This is a genomic window from Polaribacter sp. HaHaR_3_91 (assembly GCF_019278525.1).
GTDB lineage: Bacteria > Bacteroidota > Bacteroidia > Flavobacteriales > Flavobacteriaceae > Polaribacter.
Genome location: NZ_CP058986.1, coordinates 1485459 through 1505842, shown reverse-complemented (window position 1 = coordinate 1505842; position 20384 = coordinate 1485459). Strand labels below are relative to the sequence as shown.

Below are 20384 nucleotides of genomic sequence, written 5' to 3'. Positions count from 1 at the left end.
CTCTTAACTTGTTAAAACTGGTTCATCTTGTTTTAATGCAATAAAATACACATCGTCTAATTGCGGAGTTGCCGCCACAAAATCATCCGAAGGTTTTTCTTCTGCATGTACTCTTATATTTAACGTATTGTCTGTATTAAAATTTCTAGACAACACATTGTACAATTTCATATTTTCCTCTAAATCGTCTTTTTCTACAATTTTTGTCCAAATGGTGTTTTCTAATTCTTCTGTTGCTTTTTGTGGTGTAGAATGTTTTAAAATTCTACCTCCGTTTAAAATAGCCATTTCATTACACAATTCTTTAACATCTTCTACAATATGTGTAGAAAAAATAACCGTACAATTACTTCCAACTTCTCTTAAAACATTTAAAAAACGATGTCTCTCTGCAGGATCTAAACCAGCAGTAGGTTCATCAACAATAATTAGTTTTGGATTGTTTAAAAGCAATTGCGCAATACCAAAACGTTGTTTCATTCCGCCAGAATAACCCGCAACATATTTATGTCTTACTTCATATAAATTAGTAATATTTAAAACCTCTTTTACAATGGCTTTTCTTTCAGATTTTTCTGATATTCCTTTTAAAGTAGCAAAATAATCTAACAAATCTTCGGCAGACATTTTAGGATACACACCAAAAGATTGTGGCAAATACCCTAACACTTTACGTAAAGACATATTGTCTTCTAAAACATTAATATCACCAAAAGTAATTGAACCAGAATCTGGACTCTGTAATGTTGCAATGGTTCTCATTAAAGAAGATTTCCCTGCACCATTTGGTCCTAACAAACCAAACATTCCTGTACCTATTTCAATACTTAAATTATCAATAGGTTTTACGCCGTTTTTGTATGTTTTGGTTAAATTTTCAATTACTAACTTCATATTGTTGGTTTTAGTGATATTACTTTGGTGATTAGTGTAAAAGTAAGCACTTTTGTTACACTTTTTTGTGATTTTTTTAATGGAGTTCCTAAAAAATCGTATTATTTTTACCATTGGAAGTATAAAATGTACTCGATATTTTTTCTGATTACTTTTACAATAGAAAAAACAACCGAACTAACATTTAACTTTAGAACTTTTCATATTAAAACTTTATAAACTTTTATAATGGCAAAAAAATCAATTTTAAATAAAGCGTCACTTACATTTTTAGAAAAATACTTAAATAATGCTGCACCAACCGGATACGAATGGGAAGGTCAGAAAATTTGGATGGACTACCTAAAACCGTATGTAGACACATTTATTACAGATACCTATGGTTCTGCAGTAGGAGTTATAAACCCAGATGCAAAATACAAAGTAGTTATTGAAGGGCATGCAGATGAAATTTCTTGGTATGTAAATTATATTTCTGATAACGGATTGATTTACGTGATTAGAAACGGAGGATCAGATCATCAAATTGCACCAAGTAAAATTGTAAACATTCACACTAAAAACGGAATTGTAAAAGGTGTTTTTGGATGGCCTGCAATTCATACAAGAGACAAATCAAATGAGCAAGCTCCAAAACCAGACAACATTTTTATAGATACAGGTTGTGCTACCAAGAAAGAAGTAGAAGATTTAGGTGTTCATGTTGGTTGTGTAATTACATATCCAGATGAATTTCATATCTTAAACGGAGATAAATTTGTTTGTAGAGCTTTAGACAACAGAATGGGTGGTTTTATGATTGCCGAAGTAGCTCGTTTATTAAAAGAAAACAAAAAAGAATTGCCTTTCGGATTGTACATTACAAACTCAGTACAAGAAGAAATTGGTTTGCGTGGTGCAGAAATGATTACACAAACCATTAAACCAAATGTGGCAATTGTTACTGATGTAACACACGATACAACTACACCAATGATCGAGCAAAAAACTGCTGGTCTTTTAGAATTAGGTAAAGGTCCGGTTATTGCTTATGCACCAGCTGTTCAACAAAAATTACGTGATTTAATTACAGAAACTGCCGAAGCAAAAGAAATTCCTTTTCAGCGTTCTGCACTTTCTAGAGCAACAGGAACTGATACAGATGCTTTTGCTTATAGTAATGGTGGCGTTGCTTCTGCTCTAATTTCTTTACCGTTAAGATACATGCACACCACTGTAGAAATGGTACACAGAGATGATGTAGAAAATGTGATTAAAATGATTTATGAAACATTATTGAATATTAAAGGAGGAGAAACTTTTTCTTATTTTGAATAAATAAAATACAGACACGAATTTCACGGATTATGCTAATTATTTTGACTTTTATATCATTTTGAAATGAGCTTTTTTAAGCGATTGAGAAATCTCATGATTTTGTAATCTATATTATGAGATTTCTCCTATCGTCGAAATGACAAACTAACTAAAAAATATTATTTAGTGGTAATTAGTGAAATTCGTGTCTTTTAATTATGGACGAACTCATAGACATTTTAACTCCTGATGGAAAACTTACAGGAAAAACTGCTTTAAAATCTGAAGCTCATAAAAATGGTTGGTTTCATGCAACTGTTCATATTTGGCTTTTTACTTCGGATGAAAAAATATTACTTCAAAAAAGAGCATTAACCAAAAAAGTATTTCCTGGTTTGTGGGATATTTCTGTTGCAGGACATATTGCAGCCGGAGAAACTATTATTACCTCAGCAAAAAGAGAAGTCTTTGAAGAAATCGGACTTAAAATAGAAGAAAAAGACCTCATCAAAATAGGCACAAGGATTCATCAAGTTTCTCATGCAAACGGAATTCAAGATAACGAGCATCATCATGTTTTTATCGCTGAATTAAAAGTTCCGTTGTCAACATTAACCATTCAAGAAGAAGAAGTTGATGCCATCGAATTATTTGATTTATCAACTTTAAAAAGCACAGAAAACCTGAAGAATGTTTTACTTCCTAGATTTCATGAGTATTACTGTTCGGTTTATAACAAGATTCATCAACAAATACATAAAAGATGAAAAATTCAATTGCAGAACGCGTTTACGATTTTTTAAAAAACTATCCGCCTTTCAACTTATTAGCTACTAAAAAAATATTAGAAATAGCCTCTCAAGTTTCCATTATCTATTTAGAAAAAGGAAAAGTTATTTTTAACGAGAATGATGAAATTCACAAACAATTTTACATTGTAAGAAATGGAGGAATTAGTTTGTATAAAAATTCTAATGACAAAAAAGCGCTGATAGACATTTGTGATGGTGGTGATATTTTTGGTTTAAGACCGTTAATTAGTAAAGAAAACTATTTATTAGACGCCATCGCCAATGAAGAATCTATTGTCTATGCGATTCCTATTGAAATTTTTGAAGCAGTATCAGAAAGAAGTTTAAAAATTAATAAATATCTATTAACTTCTTTTGCTTCTAACTCTTTTGATCCTTATACAAACGAGCAAAACAGCAATGTTTTTACAGATTATATAGAAAATGATAATTTAGCTTATTCTAATTTACACTCTGTAAATTACACTAAAAAGCCATTAACCTGTACAGCTAATTCTACAGCTAAAGAAGCCGCTATAAAAATGAGCAATCAAAAAGTTGGCTGTATTATAGTGGTAGATGATGCCTGCGTTCCTTTAGGAATTATTACAAATAGCGATCTTAAAAACAAAATAGCTACAGGTCTATTTTCTATAGACATCTCTGTAACAGAAATCATGTCTTCCCCAGTAATTACACAATCTAAAAACCTTACTGTTTTAGACGCACAGTTACAAATGATAAAGCAAAAAGTAGGTCATTTGTGTATTACTGTAGATGGAACTAGTAATTCTAAGTTGATAGGAATTTTAACTAATCATGATGTTTTAGCTTCACTAGGAAACAACCCAACAGTAATTTTAAAAGAGATTAAACGAGCTAAAAAAACAAGAGAGATAAGAGAAATTAGAATCAAGGCCAATCAACTTTTAAAATCTTATTTAGAACAAAACATTCCATTATCGCATATTTCTAAAATTATATCCGAAATAAATGATAGTGTAACCATAAGAGTTATTGAGATTTCTTTAAAAAAAATGGCTACGCCACCGCCTGCTAAATTTACTTGGTTAGCATTAGGAAGTCAGGGTAGAAAAGAACAACTTTTATATACAGACCAAGACAATGCTATCATTTTCGAGGATGTTAGCAAAGAACAATATACAGAAACGAAAGAATATTTTTTACAATTAGCAGGTCATATTACAAAATCGCTACATAAAATTGGTTATGAATATTGCCCTGCAGAAATGATGGCAAGCAATCCTAAATGGTGTTTATCTTTATCTGAATGGAAAGATCAATTTAACGAGTGGATTTTTAATGTTGATGGAGAAGCCATTTTATTATCGTCTATTTTCTTTGATTTTAACGCAATTTATGGTGAAGTTTCCATGGCAAGAGAGCTAACCAAAAGCATTTTTAAAACACTTAATGAAAGGACTCTTTTATTTACTTTTTTAGCAAAAGAAGCCATTGCAAGTCCATCTCCTCTAGGATTTTTTAAACAATTTCTAGTAGAGAATAATGGTGACCATAAAGATTCTTTTAACATAAAACAAAGAGCTTTAATGCCCTTAATTAATGCAGCAAGACTTTTAACACTCTCTAATAATATCTTTGAAATTAACAATACTGCACACCGTTTTGAAAGATTAGCAGAAATAGAACCTCAAAATAAAGAACTGTACCAATCTTGCTCTTATGCTTTTAAAGCATTGTTAAAGTTTAAAACCAAACAAGGCATATTACACAACGATTCTGGTAAATTTATTAAATTAGAATCTTTAACAAAAGAAGAAAAGTTAAAACTTAAAAGGTGTTTTAAACCTATTAGAGAAATTCAAGAAGTGCTTACTATTAAATTTAACTTATCAAACATGAGATAATTATGAAGTTTAACTGGTTTAATAAGAAGGAAAATAAGGTACTTCCGGATTACTTTTTAGAGTATGAAGATAGTTTTTTAAACGCACCAAAACTCGCTATAAATGAAACTCGATTTGTTGTTTTTGACACAGAAACTACGGGATTTAATAGAATGAGAGATCGTGTATTGTCTATTGGTGCTGTTTCTTTAATCGACAACACTTTAAATGTAAATGATAGTTTTGAAGTCTATTTAAAACAAGAAATATTTAATCCAGAAACGGTACACATTCACGGAATTTTAAAAGAAGGTAGCATAACAAAAATCTCTGAATTAGAAGCGCTAAAAAGTTTTTTAAAATACATCGGTAATTCAATTTTAGTTGGGCATCATATAAACTTTGACATTATGATGATGAACCAAATTTTAGTAAGAAACCAACTACCAGAAATTAAAAATAAGACCTTAGATACAGAACATTTATATAGAACCTCTAAACATACTGTATATCAAAACACATTGCCAAAAGAACGTTATACTTTAGATCAATTATGTGATGAACTAAATGTATCTAAAAGTGATAGACATACCGCAAGTGGAGATGCTCTTATTACAGCTATATTGTTTTTAAAAATAATAGCTCGTTTAGATAAAAACAACGATTTAACCGTGAAAGACTTGCTAAATTCATAATAGCATTTTTCTTATTTAAAATTCCATATACTCAAAAAAGCATCTTTAATACGTTAGATTGATACTTTCTCTAACGGTGTCTAAAACACGAATTAGACTTCGAGAAAAATCATAGGTCATAATAGTACTTTCTTTTTTATTTTCTCTTAAAAGACTATTAAAATGTTCTGTTTCGAAACTATAACCAATGGTTTTATAATCGAAACTAATGGTTTCTTCTGTATCATTTTTTAAAATTGTTACAGAAGAAGGCGCATGAAATTGTGTGTTTATTTTTACAATTGCAGTGTCAAACGTAAAAACAGCTTCCGTAGGAGTATTCTCTAACAAGGTACTTTTTAAATTAGCAGTCGCATTTTTATAATTAAAAAGCATATTGCATTCTGCATCTGCACCATTTTTAAAGAAAGTAGCATCGGCTTCAATAGTAACTGGAGTTCCCAAAGTAGATAAAGCTGCAAAAATTGGATAAATACCAATATCTAATAAACTTCCTCCTCCCACTTCTTTTTTAAATAATCTTCGATCTGTATCATACTTATTATAAAAACCAAAATCTGCTTCTAGTTTTTTTAGTTCTCCATACTCCCTGTTCTTAACAAGATCTAAAACATACGTAAAATGTGGTAAAAAATACGTCCATAATGCTTCCATCAACAAAACATTATTTTCTTTTGCTACCGCAATCATTTCTTCTACTTCTTGCAAATTCATTGCAAAAGGCTTTTCACATAAAACTGCTTTTTTATTTTCTAAACAAAGTATAGCGTGTTCTTTATGAAAACTATGCGGAGTAGCCACATATACTGCATCTACCTCAGCATCTTTAGCCAAATCTTCGTATGATTTATATGCCTTTTTAGCACCAAATTTCTTTCCAAAATCAGTTGCTCTCCCCTCACTTCTAGAAGCAACAGCAACTAATTCTGCATTTTCTACAGTTGCTAAATCAGTAGCAAATTTTGTAGCTATTTTTCCAAGGCCAATAATTCCCCATTTTATTATTTTATTTTCCATAGTAACTTTTTTAATTATTTAAAGATAGAATCTAAAAAGGTATCAAATACTGTCTACACTTATTTATCTAAAGTATTCTCAATTAATTTTCTTTTTCATTTAAAATTGTTTTATCAATATTAAAGAACCCTAAAAAAGAAAATAGCACAATTAGAGAAACAACATGAGTTATGTTTAATGAAACATCGTTCAACACATCGTATGTAATTTTTAAAATAGCCAATAAACTAATTACTAACGCTATTTTACTTTGCCTATTTATCGCTTTAAAAACGAATAATAGTGAGAAAAATATCACTAAAACACATCCAATAAAATTCAGCCATAAATAACTAATTATCGGTTCTAAACCTTGTGATTCTAAGTTGTAAATTCCGAAATAATAAATAGAACAAATTAATATTTGCGTAATTAAAGCTGCTCTAAACACTGCATTTCCATTTACCTTTTTAAAGAAAAATGCCAACAAGAAAATACCCAAGACGTTTCCGTAGAAAATAGACCCAATAATATTTACAAGCTGAATTAAATTATCAAATAAATTGGCCACACACGCGACGGAAATGGCTATGATTCCCCAAAGCAATGTAAACCATTTAGAAGCCTTTACATAGTGCTCTTCATCTTTATCTTCTCTTACATTTCGCTTGTACAAATCTATAGCAGTTGTACTTGCCAATGCGTTTAATTCCGATGCAGTAGAAGACATTGCTGCAGATAAAATAACAGCTAATAAAAGTCCGATTAATCCTCTTGGTAAATTGTTTAAAATAAAATGAATAAACACATAATCCTTGTCGTTTGATTCTATTTTTTTAATGGATTTTTCATTTACTTTTTTAATAATTTCTTTAGCTGATTCCTTTAAGGCTAAATCTCTTTCATTTAATTCTTGAATTCGAGTAGCTTCTTCCTTCTGAAAACCATCAGAAAACAACAATCTTTTATCATTTTCTATAATGGTATGTTCTGCTTCTAATTTCTGATATTCACCAACAAATTCAGAGTTCTGAACCGCGTCATTTGCTGTAGGATTAAAGTTTAAAGGCGATGCATTAAATTGATAAAAAACAAAAACCATAACACCAATTAGCAGAATAAAAAACTGCATTGGCACTTTTAACAATCCGTTAAAAATTAAACCTAACTGACTTTCTCTAACCGATTTTCCTGACAAATAACGTTGCACCTGACTTTGGTCTGTTCCAAAATATGATAACATTAAAAATGTTCCCCCTAAAATCCCAGTCCAAACTGTGTACCTATTACTTAAATCGAAAGAAAAATCTAACACTTCCATTTTATTACTTGCCCCTGCAATTTCTAATGCATTGCTGAATGTAATGTTCTCAGGAAGCTGACTCATAATCATAAAAAATGCAATTAGCATTCCAATAAAAATGATAATCATCTGTTGTTTTTGCGTTACATTTACTGCTTTTGTACCTCCAGAAACCGTGTAAATAATCACTAAAAAACCGATGATAATATTCAATGTTAATAAATCCCAATCTAATACGGCACTTAAAATAATGGCAGGTGCAAAAATGGTAATTCCGGCAGCCAATCCACGTTGAATTAAAAACAAAATTGCCGCTAAACTCCTCGTTTTTAAATCGAATCTTCCTTCTAAAAATTCGTAAGCTGTGTAGACTTTTAATTTATGATAAATCGGTATAAAAACTACACAAATTATAATCATTGCAATAGGCAATCCGAAGTAAAACTGTACAAAGCCCATACCGCTATGAAACGCTTGTCCTGGTGTAGATAAAAACGTAATTGCACTCGCTTGTGTCGCCATTACAGACAGACCGATTGTCCACCATTTAGAGTCGCTCCCACCCTTAATATAATCGGTTACATTCTTATTTTTTCTAGTTACATATGTACCATACGCTACTATAAAAATTAAGGTTACAGAAAGAATAATCCAATCTATTGCATGTAATTTACTTTCAATTTCCATAAACTAAACTGTAAAATAATTTGTAATTAAATAAAACGCAATAATATAAATTACATTCGCTATTAAAACCAATGAATATTCTTTTTTCCAAGTATATTTTTCTTCTTTCATTCTATTTTTATTAGAAGCTATTTCCTGCTTTCGTTACTCGCTTTTTTTACTTCTGTTCTCGATACAAATTTGCTCATTCTTCTCAAATTCACTCGAACTGACAGTAAAAAAGAGCTCAAACAACTAACTCAATCAGGGCTAAACTTGTTTGCCACTTTTGTCCTTTTTAAACTTCACTTTAATATTCCAACTTGAAACCTCAAACTTGAAACCTTAAACCCTGAACCTTACTTTGAAACTTCTTTCCCTACAGACAACATATTTGCAAATAATCTATACGCACCAGAAACACCTGCAGGCAATTCTCTAAAGAAACTTAAACCTGTATAGATATAATTTCCTTTACCATATTTAGCTATTAACAAACTACCCAATTTCATGTGTTCTCCTTTGTCATTCATAGATAAAACAGGTGTGTAAGATTCATGCCAAATATTAGGAAAATACAAACCACGTTCTTGCACCCAACCATTAAAATCTTCGTTGGTAATTTTATTAGGAAAATTCATTAACGGATTGTCTTCTGCTAATATTAAAACATCTGCAGACTCATCTGTTACTCTATCTCTAGATAACTTTAAAGGAAAAGGTGCTGCAACATCTACATTTCTATTCGTGTTATATTGCACAATCATGTTTCCTCCTTTTGCTACATATTCTAACAAGAATTTTTGTTTGAATTTTAGCTCATCAACAACATTATAAGCTCTAATACCTAAAACGATTGCATCATACTTTAACAAGTTTTCTCCATTAATATTTATAGGTTCTATAATTTCTACGCGATAACCAATCTGACGTAAACTTTCTGGAACAGCATCGCCTGCTCCTTTTATATAACCAATTGTATTTCCTACTTTTTGAATATCTAAACGAACAACTTTTGCTTCAGAATTTAACAAAACACTTTGTTTAGGAATATGATTGTAATTAATCTCAACCAATTCTTTTGTATAACTTTCTCCTTTAGAAACGGCAATAACTTCTAATTTTCCTTCAGACGGATCTTTAGGTGGTGTTACTAAAAACGAAACATTTTGTACGTCTTCCTTTTGTTCAATATTAAAATTAATTTCTGCAGGAGTTACTCGCCAACCTTCAGGAACTTTTAAACTTACCTTTCCTTGCACAAAAGGAATACCGGCTCTAATTGCTACATTGATATTCTTAGAAATGCTATCAGAAAAAATAAGTACTTTGTTTTTAATTTTTGTGGTTACTTCTGGTAAAACCTCATAAGGTTCATAAATTTCTCCTTTATCTCTTTCAGCATATCGTCTAACAATATTCTTTGTTATGGTAATCGGAATAAAATCTATGATTAATTTATACGTTATTTTAGAAATACTAGGTGTTTCTGGCAACCCAATTAATGCTTGATCATCTACAGTATACATTCCTAAACTAGCCTCTTTACGCAACCAATAAGGATCTGTATAAGAATTTGTTTTTAAAGCAAATGTTTCTTTAAATGTAAATTTCTCATTCTTTGTTAAATTAAATCCTTTAAAAATTTCAATGCTATCTAATTCAGAAACAATAGAAGTTAGCTGCATATTTACATCACTTCTATTTAATACTTCAAAATTTATATCAATTTTAGAATTAGGTGTTCCAGAAGAACTGTTTGCAGAAGCCTCTATATACAAACCTGCACAAGCTTCAATAATTTCTTTAATCTGCTTTTCTTTAATTGTTTTCCAGTGGTTGTCTTCTAAATCGCTCATCATGCTATACGCTAACATTAATTTAGATAAGTGTTTAGACGGATTTACAAAATCAAAATTATCTTCAACATCCTTTAAAATTTTTCCTATTGAAGCTCCATTTTTTAAACGACTCCAAGTAGTATTAATTCCAGAAAAAACATCGTTTTCTACTATTAAAGAATCTCCTTTTAAAAACTCTACATATTCTTTTTGAGATCCTCTTGTACTCAAACGACCAAAACCTTGACTCAAATGTTGGCTACTTGCTATAGACGCAATCTCATTATTAGACAAACCTTTTAAAGCATAATACGCTCCAATATCAAAAGAAATTAAATCTTTTGCAGCTTCGTTAAATGCTTCTTGACTTTTAAAGGAACGAGAAGAAATATTATGAAACAAACGTTTTGGTTGCCAAGTTTTGGTATATTTAAGTTGATCAGAATATTTTGTAGAATCATTGGCAATATCAAAAGCTGCCACACTTAAAATAGCAGAAGCTGTATGATGACCATGCGTTGTGCCAGGAGTTCTATGATCGAACCTATTGATAATAACATCTGGCTTAAAATTTCTTATTGCCCAAACAACATCACTTAAAACAGCTTCTTCATTCCAAATGTCTAACGTTTCATCTGGATGTTTAGAATATCCAAAATCATTCGCTCTTGTAAACATTTGTTCACCACCATCAACACTTCTTGCGGCTAATAATTCTTGAGTTCTAATAACACCTAATAACTCTCTAAGTTCCGAACCTATTAAATTCTGACCTCCATCTCCTCTTGTTAAAGACAAATAAGCAGTTCTTGCTTTCACATTGTTAGATAAATAAGATATTAAGCGCGTATTTTCATCATCTGGATGCGCAGCAATATAAAGCGCAGTTCCTAAGAAATTCAGTTTTTGAATTTTCTCGTAAATCTGATTCGAGGTTAATTTTTGAGGTTTTTGAGCGAATACTGAAACAGAAATCAGTAAAAATGCTAGTGTAGAAAGTAAAAATTTCTTCATATGTATAAAATTGGTCTATTCTTTTAAGTCTTAGTGAGGTTAAAAAAAATTATAGAAACCTCATTGCAATGCTTAGTCTAACAATCTTTAAAAAATTACAGATTGTTATAAAAACAAATGTAGTTTTTTATGAGGGGTCTTGAAATTTGTTAACATAATTATAACGTTTCAAATTTCATTAACAAAATGCTCATAACCTGTTAATAAATTAATTTTCAGAATCACTTATTAAGGTTATATTTGTAAGACTAATAAAGATAAAAAATCAATGAAATTTATTGTATCGAGTTCGCAATTATTAAAACAATTACAAGTTTTAGGCGGCGTTATAAATAGCAACAATACCTTACCAATTTTAGATAACTTTTTGTTTGAATTATCTGAAAACCAATTAAAAGTTTCTGCATCAGATTTAGAAACAACAATGAGTTCTGTAATAGATGTAGAAAGTGATAGTTCTGGTTCTATAGCTGTTTCTGCACGTTTATTATTAGATACCTTAAAGACGTTTCCGGACCAACCTTTAACGTTTAAAACGGAAGGTGACAATGCAATTGAAATTAGTTCTGATCAAGGTAAATATGACATGGCTTATTTTGGTGGAGATGAATTCCCTAAAGCGGTTTCTTTACCATCACCAAGTAAAACAGTAGTACCTGCAAGTATTTTGGGAACTGCAATTTCTAAAACAATATTTGCTGCAGGAAATGATGATTTACGCCCAGTAATGAGTGGTGTATTTTTTCAGTTTAGCTCGCAAAGTTTGACTTTTGTTGCAACAGATGCTCACAAATTAGTGAAATATACAAGAACGGATGTTACTGCAGATCAAACTGCAGAATTTATTATGCCAAAAAAACCTTTAAACTTATTAAAAGGTATTTTAGGTGGTTCTGATAGTGATGTTACTATTGAATATAACGATGCAAATGCAAAATTTACGTTTGATAACGTAGTTTTAGTATGTCGTTTAATTGATGGTAAATATCCAAATTACGAAGCAGTAATTCCAAAAGAGAATCCAAATAAATTAACGGTAGACAGAGCTTCTTTCTTAAACTCTGTAAGACGTGTTTCTATTTTCTCTAGTAAAACAACACACCAAATCCGTTTAAAAATGGCGGGGACGGAATTAAATATTTCTGCCGAAGATTTAGATTTCTCAAACAAAGCAGACGAACGTTTAAGTTGTGATTACCAAGGTGATGATATGCAAATTGGATTTAACTCTCGTTTTTTAAGCGAAATGTTAAACAATTTAAGCTCTAACGATGTTTTAATTGAAATGTCTTTACCAAACAGAGCAGGAATTTTAACTCCTATTGATGGTACTGACGAAGGTGAACAAGTTACCATGTTAGTAATGCCAGTAATGTTAAATAGCTAATACACTTTATTTATTGCATTAAAATGATGTATCATTCCTGTAAAAACAGGAAATTATAATATTAAAAACCACAATTGATTAAAAATTAATTGTGGTTTTTTCTTTACATTTACCTTCATGAATTTCCTAGCCCATTTATATTTATCACAAAACAATACCAATATTATGATTGGTAATTTTATTGCCGACCATATTAGAGGTAATAATTATTTGAGCTTTTCTAAAGAAATTCAGCAAGGAATTTTCTTACACAGAGAAATTGACACGTTTACAGATGCTCACGAAGTTGTACGAAAAAGTAAAAGACGTTTGCACGAACGTTACAGACATTACGATGGCGTAATTATTGATATTTTTTATGATTATTTCTTAGCTAAGAATTGGGCAGATTATTCAGACGTTCCGCTAGAAACCTATACCAAAGATGTTTATGATTTATTTAGTAGCATATCTTCCGATTTACCTGTAAAATCTCAAAACTTCATTAAATATATGATTGAATATAATATTTTGTTCAATTATCAATATAAAGACGGAATTGCAAAGGTTTTAAACGGAATGAATACTAGAACAAAAGGAAAATCTCAAATGAATTTAGCTATTGAGGATTTACGTCTTTTAGAAGATGAGCTTCAAGAAGATTTTACCTTATTTTTTAAAGATTTAATAGCACATACAAATCAAAAGTTTAAAGAACTAACTAGCGCTTCTAACACAAATGAAATTCAAGAGTAATTTTTGTTGAATATATTTTGCATAACTAATAGGAAGAAGTTTTAAATTGAAGTATTACTCCTTCTAAACAAATTAAAGAACTTAACACCAACCTTATGAAAAAAATAATTTTACTTTTTAGTCTTTCACTTTTAATGATAAACTGTAAGACTGCAGAACAAAAAGAAAATACTACAGGTCTAATCACTCAAAAGGCTATGGTTGTTTCTGCAAGAATTGAAGCATCTAAAATTGGCTCTGACATTCTTAAAAAAGGTGGAAATGCTTTTGATGCAATGGCTGCTACAGATTTAGCTTTGGCAGTTGCATACCCATTTGCAGGAAACCTTGGTGGTGGTGGTTTTATGGTCTACCGAAAAGCAGATGGAGAAATTGGCGCGTTAGATTATAGAGAAAAAGCACCATTAGCCGCTAGCAGAGACATGTATTTAGACAATGAAGGCAATGTTGTAAAAGAAAAAAGTACTTTAGGAGCAATGGCAGTTGGAGTTCCAGGAACATTAGCAGGTATTTTTACTACTCATAAAAAATTTGGAACAATGCCGATGTCAGAAATTTTAAAGCCTGTTATCGCTTTAGCTAAACGAGGAGTTGTAGTAACTAAAAAGCAAGAAAATAGAATTAAAAATTATCAATCTTTATTTTTAAAAGCAAATAAAGATTCCATTCCTTTTAATAAAAACTGGAAAGAAAATGACACCATTAAATATCCTGCGTTAGCAGAAACATTAATCCGTATTCAACAAAATGGATTAGATGAATTTTACAAAGGAGAAACAGCTAAAAAAATAGTCAATTTTATTCAAGCAAATGGAGGAATCATCACTTTAGAAGATTTAGCAAAATACGAAGCTAAATGGAGAACTCCTGTTACTTTTACCTATGATGACTTAAAAGTAATTTCGATGTCTCCCCCATCTAGTGGAGGTGTTGCTTTGGCACAAATAATGAAAGCGATTGAGCCTTTTGATGTAGATAAATTTGGGCATAATACAACAAAATCTATTCAAGTTATTACAGAAGCAGAAAGACGTGCGTATGCAGATAGAAGTTTCTTTTTAGGAGATCCAGATTTTGTTACCGTACCACAACAAAAACTAATTTCTAAAGCATATGCTAAAGAAAGAATGGCAGATTTTTCTTTTGAAAGAGCAACAAAATCAGCCGATGTTTCTCATGGAAATATAGAAGTTATAGAAAGTAATGAAACTACCCATTATTCAATTGTAGATCAATTTGGAAATGCCGTTTCTGTAACCACAACTTTAAACGGTGCTTATGGTTCTAAATTATATTCACCTGAATTAGGTTTCTTTTTCAATAATGAAATGGACGATTTTAGCAGCAAACCTGGTGTGCCAAACATGTTTGGTTTAATTGGTGCAAAAGCCAATGAAATTCATCCAGAAAAAAGAATGTTGAGTTCTATGACACCAACTATTGTTGAAAAAAACGGCAAACTTTTTATGGTAGTCGGAACTCCTGGTGGATCTACCATAATAACATCTGTTTTACAAACTATCCTAAATGTTCATGAATATAAAATGGGAATGCAAGAAGCGGTAAATGCTGCGAGATTTCATCACCAATGGCTGCCAGATGTAGTTAAAATGGAGCCGAATAGTTTTGACAAACAAGTAATCTCAGAATTAAAAGACCTTGGATATACCATTGATGAAACTACTTCTAGAATTATTGGTAAAGTTTCTGCAATTTTAGTTTTACCCGACACAAGTTTAGAAGGTGGAGCAGATAAACGTGGAGATGATACAGCCGTAGGGTTTTAATGAATTTTAATAAAAATAAACTATAAAACGTATGCAAGTACAACCATTTCACTTAGCCATTCCAGTACAAGACTTAGAAAAATGCAGAACCTTTTACAGAGATATTTTAAACTGCGAAGAAGGCAGAAGTACAGAACAATGGGTAGATTTTAATTTCTTCGGACATCAATTGGTAATTCACCAAAAAGAAGAATATGTACCAACAAAAGCTGTTACAAATCCTGTTGATGGTCATGATGTTCCGGTTCCGCATTTTGGAGTTGTTTTAACTTGGGAAGATTGGCATTCTTTAGCAGAGCGTTTAATGTCTGTTAACACAAAATTTGAAATTGAACCTTGTATTCGTTTTAAAGGAAAAGTAGGTGAACAAGCAACCATGTTTTTTAAAGATCCAGAAAATAATGCTTTAGAGTTTAAAGCTTTTCAAGATATGAATCAATTATTTGCTAAATAATGCAATTAATAGAAACTCATATTGTTGAAAAGTTAGAAAAACCAATTCGTTTTCAAGAATATAGCGTTGGTATTTTTAACACAATCCCCACAAAATCTGGTATTAAAAAAGCTATTAAAAAAGGACTTATTTTTATTGAAGGAAGTTTAGCAACCACATCTAAATACATTTGTGGAGGAGAAAAAATAGAACTTTTTGAATCTGAAAACTCATCAACATTTGAAAGACTAAAACTAAATATTGAGGTTTTATTTGAAGACGAAACTTTAGCCGTTGTTTACAAACCTGCAGGTATATTAGTGAGTGGTAATAAGTTTGTAACCATTGCCAACGGATTGGCACAAAACCTTAAAAAAAGTACTTTAGCTGATGCAGTAAAACCACAACCAATTCATCGGTTAGATTATCCTACAAGCGGACTTTTATTAATAGGTAAAACAAGCACAGCAATTACAGCATTAGGGAAATTATTTAAAGAGAAAGAAATTCAGAAAACCTATTTTGCTGTTACTATTGGCAAAATGAACTCAGAAGGAACGATAAAACTTCCTATTGATAAAAAAGAATCTAAAACAAATTTTAAAGTTTTACATACTGTAATTTCAGAACGTTTTGAGTTTTTAAACTTGGTGAAATTATCACCAAAAACAGGAAGAAAACACCAACTTAGAAAACATTTATTTTCTTTAGGAAATCCTATTTTAGGTGACAAAGAGTACTTTTTAGAAGGTAAAGTTTTAAATGGAAAAGGCTTGTATTTACATGCAGCAACTTTAGATTTTGTACATCCTTTTACAAAAAAAACTATTTCTATATCAAAAGAACTTCCAAAGAAATTTAATAAAATATTTAATGAACTATCTTTTTAAAAACCTTATTAACTTTTAATAAAGCCAACACATAGTTTCTTCATTCTAAAAAGATTAATTTAGCCACTTATTATAAAATCACAAAATGAAGAAGCTTTTTAAAATTATTGGAATTATTTTATTACTAATAATTGTTTCTGCAGGAATCTATTATTTTGCTACAAACGAACCTTTACCAGAAGGAAAACAAGGTAAAGAAGCCGATGCTTTAGCAGAAAAAATGTTAAATGCATTAAATATTGATGCCTACAAAAACACAGAAATACTAGAATGGAGTTTTAGAAATGAACATCATTATAGATGGATTAAAAGAACAAATGTTGTTATTGTAAAATGGAACGAAAATACCGTTCATTTATTTTTAAATGAACCGCAAAAAAGCCTTGTAGACTTTAAAGGAATTGCTGTTGAAAATCCAGATCCAAAAATTATAAAACAAGCACAAGACTATTTTAATAACGATTCTTTTTGGTTAGTAGCTCCTTATAAAGTTTTTGATGCTGGAACAGAAAGGCGCCTTGTAAAATACAATGATAAAGATGCCTTATTAATTACCTACACTTCTGGAGGTTCTACTCCTGGAGATTCTTATCTATGGTTTTTAGATGAAAACTATTTACCAACTTCTTTCAAAATGTGGACTTCAATAATACCTATTGGTGGCGTTTCTGCAACTTGGTCTGATTTAAAAGACACCAAAACGGGTATCAAATTACCAACTAAACATGAACTATCTATATTTGGTTTAGAAATAAGTATGGGAGAAGTAACGTCGGAAAATAGTAAAGCAGATATTCTTGCTAATAATATTTTAAAAGCGATAAAACATGAAGCATACAAAAACACTCGTTTTATAGAATGGAGCTTTGGAGAAAAAAGACATTTTAAATGGGACAAAGAAAAACATATTGTAGACGTTTCTTGGGATAGCATTCGTGTACATTTATATCCTAGAAATAGAGAAAATAGCAGTGTGTTTATCAACAACAAAAAACAAGAAAAAGCAGATACAACTATTGTAAAAAAAGCTTGGGATATTTTTAATAATGATTCTTTTTGGTTAGTTGCACCGCATAAATTATTTGAAAACGGAATTATAAGAAGCATACAGCAAGTAGATCATAAAGACGCGCTGTTAGTAAAATATACAACAGGAGGTTCTACTCCTGGTGATTCTTATTTGTGGATTTTAGATTCTAATTTTGTACCTAAAAGCTATAAAATGTTTGTACCAAGCATGAAAATGGATGGTGTTTCTGCTACTTGGCAAGATTGGATCACTACAGAAAGTGGTACTTTGTTACCAACTAATCATACTTTTGGTAATGGTAATATTTTAAGTATGGGTACAGTAAAAGGATATAATTAATGAAATCTAAAACAATTGCCAGCGGAATTTTAAGGGCTATAGGAATACTTTTAGGAATTTTTCTTCTTGGTTATTTCTTATACACCATTCAATCTGTAATTATCTATATTATAATTGCAAGTATTTTATCGTTGGTTGCCAGACCTATCATTATTTTTCTAAGAGCAAAATTAAAGTTTCCAAACACGCTTGCTGTTGTATTTACCATGATTTTTATGTTAAGCCTATTAACAGGTTTAATTTTAATGTTTATCCCTTTAATTACTGAGCAAGGCCAAAATTTATCTTTGCTTGAGGTGGATAAACTAGAAGCAAATATTCAAGAAATTTTTAACCAAATTACAGGCTATTTTTCTTCTAGAGGAATAGATGTTTTGGGTGAATTAAAAAATGTAGATTTTATTTCTCAATTTAAAGAAATTCCTGATTTCTTAAATGCTGTTTTAGGTGCTGTAGGTACTATAAGTGTTGGTTTATTTTCAGTATTATTTATATCTTTCTTTTTTATGAAAGATAGTCACTTGCTTAAAAATGGCGTGATGGCAATAGTACCAGAAGGCAATGAAAGCAGGTTTTCTAAATCTTTAGATACCATTAATAATTTACTGTCTAGATATTTTATTGGACTAATTTCTCAAATTACAATCCTATTTATCATATACACTATTATCTTACTAATTTTTGGAATTAATAACGCCGTCGTCATTGCTTTTTTATGTGCTTTGTTAAACCTAATTCCGTATGTTGGTCCCTTAATTGGCGCTGTAATTATGTTTATTTTATCAATGACAAGTAATATTGGATTAGATTTTCAATCAGAAATTTTACCAACAACCATGTATGTAATGACTGGTTATCTAATTGCACAATTAATTGATAATTTTGCGAGTCAGCCAATTATATTTTCTAAGACAACAAAATCTCATCCGTTAGAAATTTTCTTAATAATCATTATTGGAGGCCTACTTTTTGGTGTTGTAGGTATGATTACTGCTGTACCTTTATACACTGCGTTAAAAGTAATTTTAAAAGAGTTTTTGGCTGATAATAAAATAGTAAAATCATTAACTAAAGACCTCTAATTTCTTTTGAACAAAACCATTTTAAGTCCAGAAATTCAGCAATTTATTACTGATAATTTAAAATCAAACATTACAAAACTGATTTTAAAAGGAAGTCCATTTAAAGATGTTTCTGTACAAGAATTAGCCAACCAAATTGTGGCTAAACAAAAATCTGAACACAAACTTGCTAGCTGGTTTTCTTCAGAAAACATATATTATCCTCCTAAAATAAGCATAGAGCAAACCTCTTCAGAAATTACGGCTGCTTATAAAAGTAACTTGGTTTCAGGAAGTTCAATTATAGATATTACAGGAGGTTTTGGAGTAGATTGTTTTTATTTTTCAAAACAATTTAAAGAAGTTATTCATTGTGAAATTAATGAAGATTTATCTAAAATTGTAAAACATAACTACCTGCAATTAAAGGTAAAAAACATCACTACTTTTTCTGGTGATGGTCTTGAATATCTAAAAAATTACAAAGCAAATCTTGATTGTATTTACATAGATCCCTCAAGAAGAAATGATCTAAAAGGAAAGGTGTTCTTACTAAATGATTGTTTACCGAATGTTCCAGAAAACATCGATTTCCTTTTTACTAAAACCAATCAAATACTCATTAAAAATTCACCTATTTTAGACATTACAAGTACAATAAATGAATTAAAATTTGTAAAAGAAATTCATATTATTGCCTTTAATAATGAGGTGAAAGAATTGTTATTTTTATTAGAAAAAGAGTATAGTGATCCAATAAAAATCAAAACCGTAAATATTGGTAAAAAAGAGATACAAACTTTTAACTTTAATTATAAAGAAGCAGTAAATTCTGAATATTCTAAACCACGCTCCTATTTATATGAACCCAATGCTGCTATTTTAAAATCTGGAGGTTTTCATGAAGTTTCACAACAATTGAAAGTTTTTAAATTACAACAACATTCTCATTTATATACCTCTGATGAAATCATTGATTTTCCTGGAAGGGTCTTTAAAATAGAAAACGTTTTAAGTTACGATAAAAAGAAACTTAAAAAATTAGTTGTAGAAAACAAAGCAAATATTACCACAAGAAATTTCCCAAAAACGGTCGCTCAAATTAGAAAAGAAACCAAAATTAAAGACGGTGGAAATACATATTTATTCTTTACAACACTTAATACTACTGAGTATATTGTTATTCTTTGTAAGAAAGAACAACACAAACAGATCCTAAACAACTAAATGTTAATAAATTAAATTCATTTTTCAACATTTTATTAAGTTTTATTACTAAGTTTACAAACACTTTAAGTGTTTTTTGATTAGGGGCTTAAAACACTTAAATAAAAAGTCTCGAATTCACTTTCGAGACT

At 30.3% G+C, this 20384-nt stretch carries 16 protein-coding genes; 12 read left to right on the top strand and 4 right to left on the bottom strand.

Features of this window, described 5'->3' with window-relative positions; translation table 11 throughout:
* Window positions 1-3 precede the first annotated feature (3 nt).
* The gene (locus H0I27_RS06205) at window positions 4-894 is read right to left on the bottom strand and encodes an ABC transporter ATP-binding protein (protein WP_218732979.1); all 891 of its coding nucleotides are present in this window, start codon (window positions 892-894) and stop codon (window positions 4-6) included.
* Between the two features lie 228 nt (window positions 895-1122).
* Between H0I27_RS06205 and H0I27_RS06200 the strand changes: the two genes are divergently transcribed.
* The 4 genes from H0I27_RS06200 (at window position 1123) to H0I27_RS06185 (ending at window position 5544) form a co-directional block, all read left to right on the top strand.
* Window positions 1123-2211, top strand: coding sequence for a M42 family metallopeptidase (locus tag H0I27_RS06200; protein WP_218732978.1), 1089 nt, complete (start codon window positions 1123-1125; stop codon window positions 2209-2211).
* A 197-nt stretch (window positions 2212-2408) separates the two neighbouring features.
* The gene (locus H0I27_RS06195; protein ID WP_218732977.1) at window positions 2409-2957 is read left to right on the top strand and encodes an NUDIX domain-containing protein; all 549 of its coding nucleotides are present in this window, start codon (window positions 2409-2411) and stop codon (window positions 2955-2957) included.
* Window positions 2954-4870, top strand: a complete 1917-nt coding sequence (locus tag H0I27_RS06190; protein ID WP_218732976.1) for a DUF294 nucleotidyltransferase-like domain-containing protein — start codon at window positions 2954-2956, stop codon at window positions 4868-4870. The genes H0I27_RS06195 and H0I27_RS06190 overlap by 4 nt, the downstream gene beginning before the upstream one ends.
* Before the next feature lie 2 nt (window positions 4871-4872).
* Complete coding sequence (locus H0I27_RS06185) at window positions 4873-5544, top strand: PolC-type DNA polymerase III (RefSeq protein ID WP_218732975.1); 672 nt, start codon at window positions 4873-4875, stop codon at window positions 5542-5544.
* A gap of 45 nt (window positions 5545-5589) precedes the next feature.
* Here the strand turns inward: H0I27_RS06185 and H0I27_RS06180 are convergent, their stop codons facing one another.
* The 3 genes from H0I27_RS06180 to H0I27_RS06170 all read right to left on the bottom strand — a co-directional run bounded on the left by H0I27_RS06180 (window position 5590) and on the right by H0I27_RS06170 (window position 11364).
* Window positions 5590-6561, bottom strand: a complete 972-nt coding sequence (locus H0I27_RS06180; protein WP_218732974.1) for a Gfo/Idh/MocA family protein — start codon at window positions 6559-6561, stop codon at window positions 5590-5592.
* An 82-nt stretch (window positions 6562-6643) separates the two neighbouring features.
* The gene (locus tag H0I27_RS06175) at window positions 6644-8530 is read right to left on the bottom strand and encodes a sodium:solute symporter (RefSeq protein ID WP_218732973.1); all 1887 of its coding nucleotides are present in this window, start codon (window positions 8528-8530) and stop codon (window positions 6644-6646) included.
* Window positions 8531-8868: 338 nt separating this feature from the next.
* Entirely contained in the window at window positions 8869-11364 is a 2496-nt protein-coding gene (locus tag H0I27_RS06170) for a PIG-L family deacetylase (RefSeq protein ID WP_218732972.1), read from the bottom strand.
* 268 nt (window positions 11365-11632) lie between these two features.
* Between H0I27_RS06170 and dnaN the strand changes: the two genes are divergently transcribed.
* The 8 genes from dnaN (at window position 11633) to H0I27_RS06130 (ending at window position 20253) form a co-directional block, all read left to right on the top strand.
* Window positions 11633-12751 carry a DNA polymerase III subunit beta gene (gene dnaN, locus H0I27_RS06165; RefSeq protein ID WP_165730063.1) on the top strand — a complete coding sequence of 373 codons (1119 nt, stop codon included), beginning with the start codon at window positions 11633-11635 and terminating at the stop codon, window positions 12749-12751.
* A 165-nt stretch (window positions 12752-12916) separates the two neighbouring features.
* Window positions 12917-13486 (top strand): ACP phosphodiesterase, encoded by a 570-nt coding sequence (locus tag H0I27_RS06160; RefSeq protein WP_218733796.1) that lies wholly within the window; start codon window positions 12917-12919, stop codon window positions 13484-13486.
* Between the two features lie 95 nt (window positions 13487-13581).
* Entirely contained in the window at window positions 13582-15273 is a 1692-nt protein-coding gene (ggt, locus tag H0I27_RS06155) for a gamma-glutamyltransferase (RefSeq protein WP_218732971.1), read from the top strand.
* 31 nt (window positions 15274-15304) lie between these two features.
* Window positions 15305-15727 carry a VOC family protein gene (locus H0I27_RS06150; protein WP_218732970.1) on the top strand — a complete coding sequence of 141 codons (423 nt, stop codon included), beginning with the start codon at window positions 15305-15307 and terminating at the stop codon, window positions 15725-15727.
* The gene (locus H0I27_RS06145) at window positions 15727-16596 is read left to right on the top strand and encodes an RluA family pseudouridine synthase (RefSeq protein ID WP_218732969.1); all 870 of its coding nucleotides are present in this window, start codon (window positions 15727-15729) and stop codon (window positions 16594-16596) included. Before H0I27_RS06150 ends, H0I27_RS06145 begins: the two co-directional genes overlap by 1 nt.
* Window positions 16597-16681: 85 nt before the next feature.
* A complete protein-coding gene (locus tag H0I27_RS06140) occupies window positions 16682-17965 on the top strand; it encodes a hypothetical protein (protein ID WP_218732968.1) in 1284 nt (427 codons plus the stop codon).
* Complete coding sequence (locus H0I27_RS06135) at window positions 17965-19047, top strand: AI-2E family transporter (RefSeq protein WP_218732967.1); 1083 nt, start codon at window positions 17965-17967, stop codon at window positions 19045-19047. Before H0I27_RS06140 ends, H0I27_RS06135 begins: the two co-directional genes overlap by 1 nt.
* 6 nt (window positions 19048-19053) lie before the next feature.
* Entirely contained in the window at window positions 19054-20253 is a 1200-nt protein-coding gene (locus H0I27_RS06130) for a class I SAM-dependent methyltransferase (RefSeq protein WP_218732966.1), read from the top strand.
* Window positions 20254-20384: the final 131 nt, after the last annotated feature.

Bases quoted from the DNA above. Each gene is read 5' to 3' on its own strand.
- H0I27_RS06205 (WP_218732979.1), bottom strand. From the start codon at position 894: ATGAAGTTAGTAATTGAAAATTTAACCAAAACATACAAAAACGGCGTA.
- H0I27_RS06200 (WP_218732978.1), top strand. From the start codon at position 1,123: ATGGCAAAAAAATCAATTTTAAATAAAGCGTCACTTACATTTTTAGAA.
- H0I27_RS06195 (WP_218732977.1), top strand. From the start codon at position 2,409: ATGGACGAACTCATAGACATTTTAACTCCTGATGGAAAACTTACAGGA.
- H0I27_RS06190 (WP_218732976.1), top strand. From the start codon at position 2,954: ATGAAAAATTCAATTGCAGAACGCGTTTACGATTTTTTAAAAAACTAT.
- H0I27_RS06185 (WP_218732975.1), top strand. From the start codon at position 4,873: ATGAAGTTTAACTGGTTTAATAAGAAGGAAAATAAGGTACTTCCGGAT.
- H0I27_RS06180 (WP_218732974.1), bottom strand. From the start codon at position 6,561: ATGGAAAATAAAATAATAAAATGGGGAATTATTGGCCTTGGAAAAATA.
- H0I27_RS06175 (WP_218732973.1), bottom strand. From the start codon at position 8,530: ATGGAAATTGAAAGTAAATTACATGCAATAGATTGGATTATTCTTTCT.
- H0I27_RS06170 (WP_218732972.1), bottom strand. From the start codon at position 11,364: ATGAAGAAATTTTTACTTTCTACACTAGCATTTTTACTGATTTCTGTT.
- dnaN (WP_165730063.1), top strand. From the start codon at position 11,633: ATGAAATTTATTGTATCGAGTTCGCAATTATTAAAACAATTACAAGTT.
- H0I27_RS06160 (WP_218733796.1), top strand. From the start codon at position 12,917: ATGATTGGTAATTTTATTGCCGACCATATTAGAGGTAATAATTATTTG.
- ggt (WP_218732971.1), top strand. From the start codon at position 13,582: ATGAAAAAAATAATTTTACTTTTTAGTCTTTCACTTTTAATGATAAAC.
- H0I27_RS06150 (WP_218732970.1), top strand. From the start codon at position 15,305: ATGCAAGTACAACCATTTCACTTAGCCATTCCAGTACAAGACTTAGAA.
- H0I27_RS06145 (WP_218732969.1), top strand. From the start codon at position 15,727: ATGCAATTAATAGAAACTCATATTGTTGAAAAGTTAGAAAAACCAATT.
- H0I27_RS06140 (WP_218732968.1), top strand. From the start codon at position 16,682: ATGAAGAAGCTTTTTAAAATTATTGGAATTATTTTATTACTAATAATT.
- H0I27_RS06135 (WP_218732967.1), top strand. From the start codon at position 17,965: ATGAAATCTAAAACAATTGCCAGCGGAATTTTAAGGGCTATAGGAATA.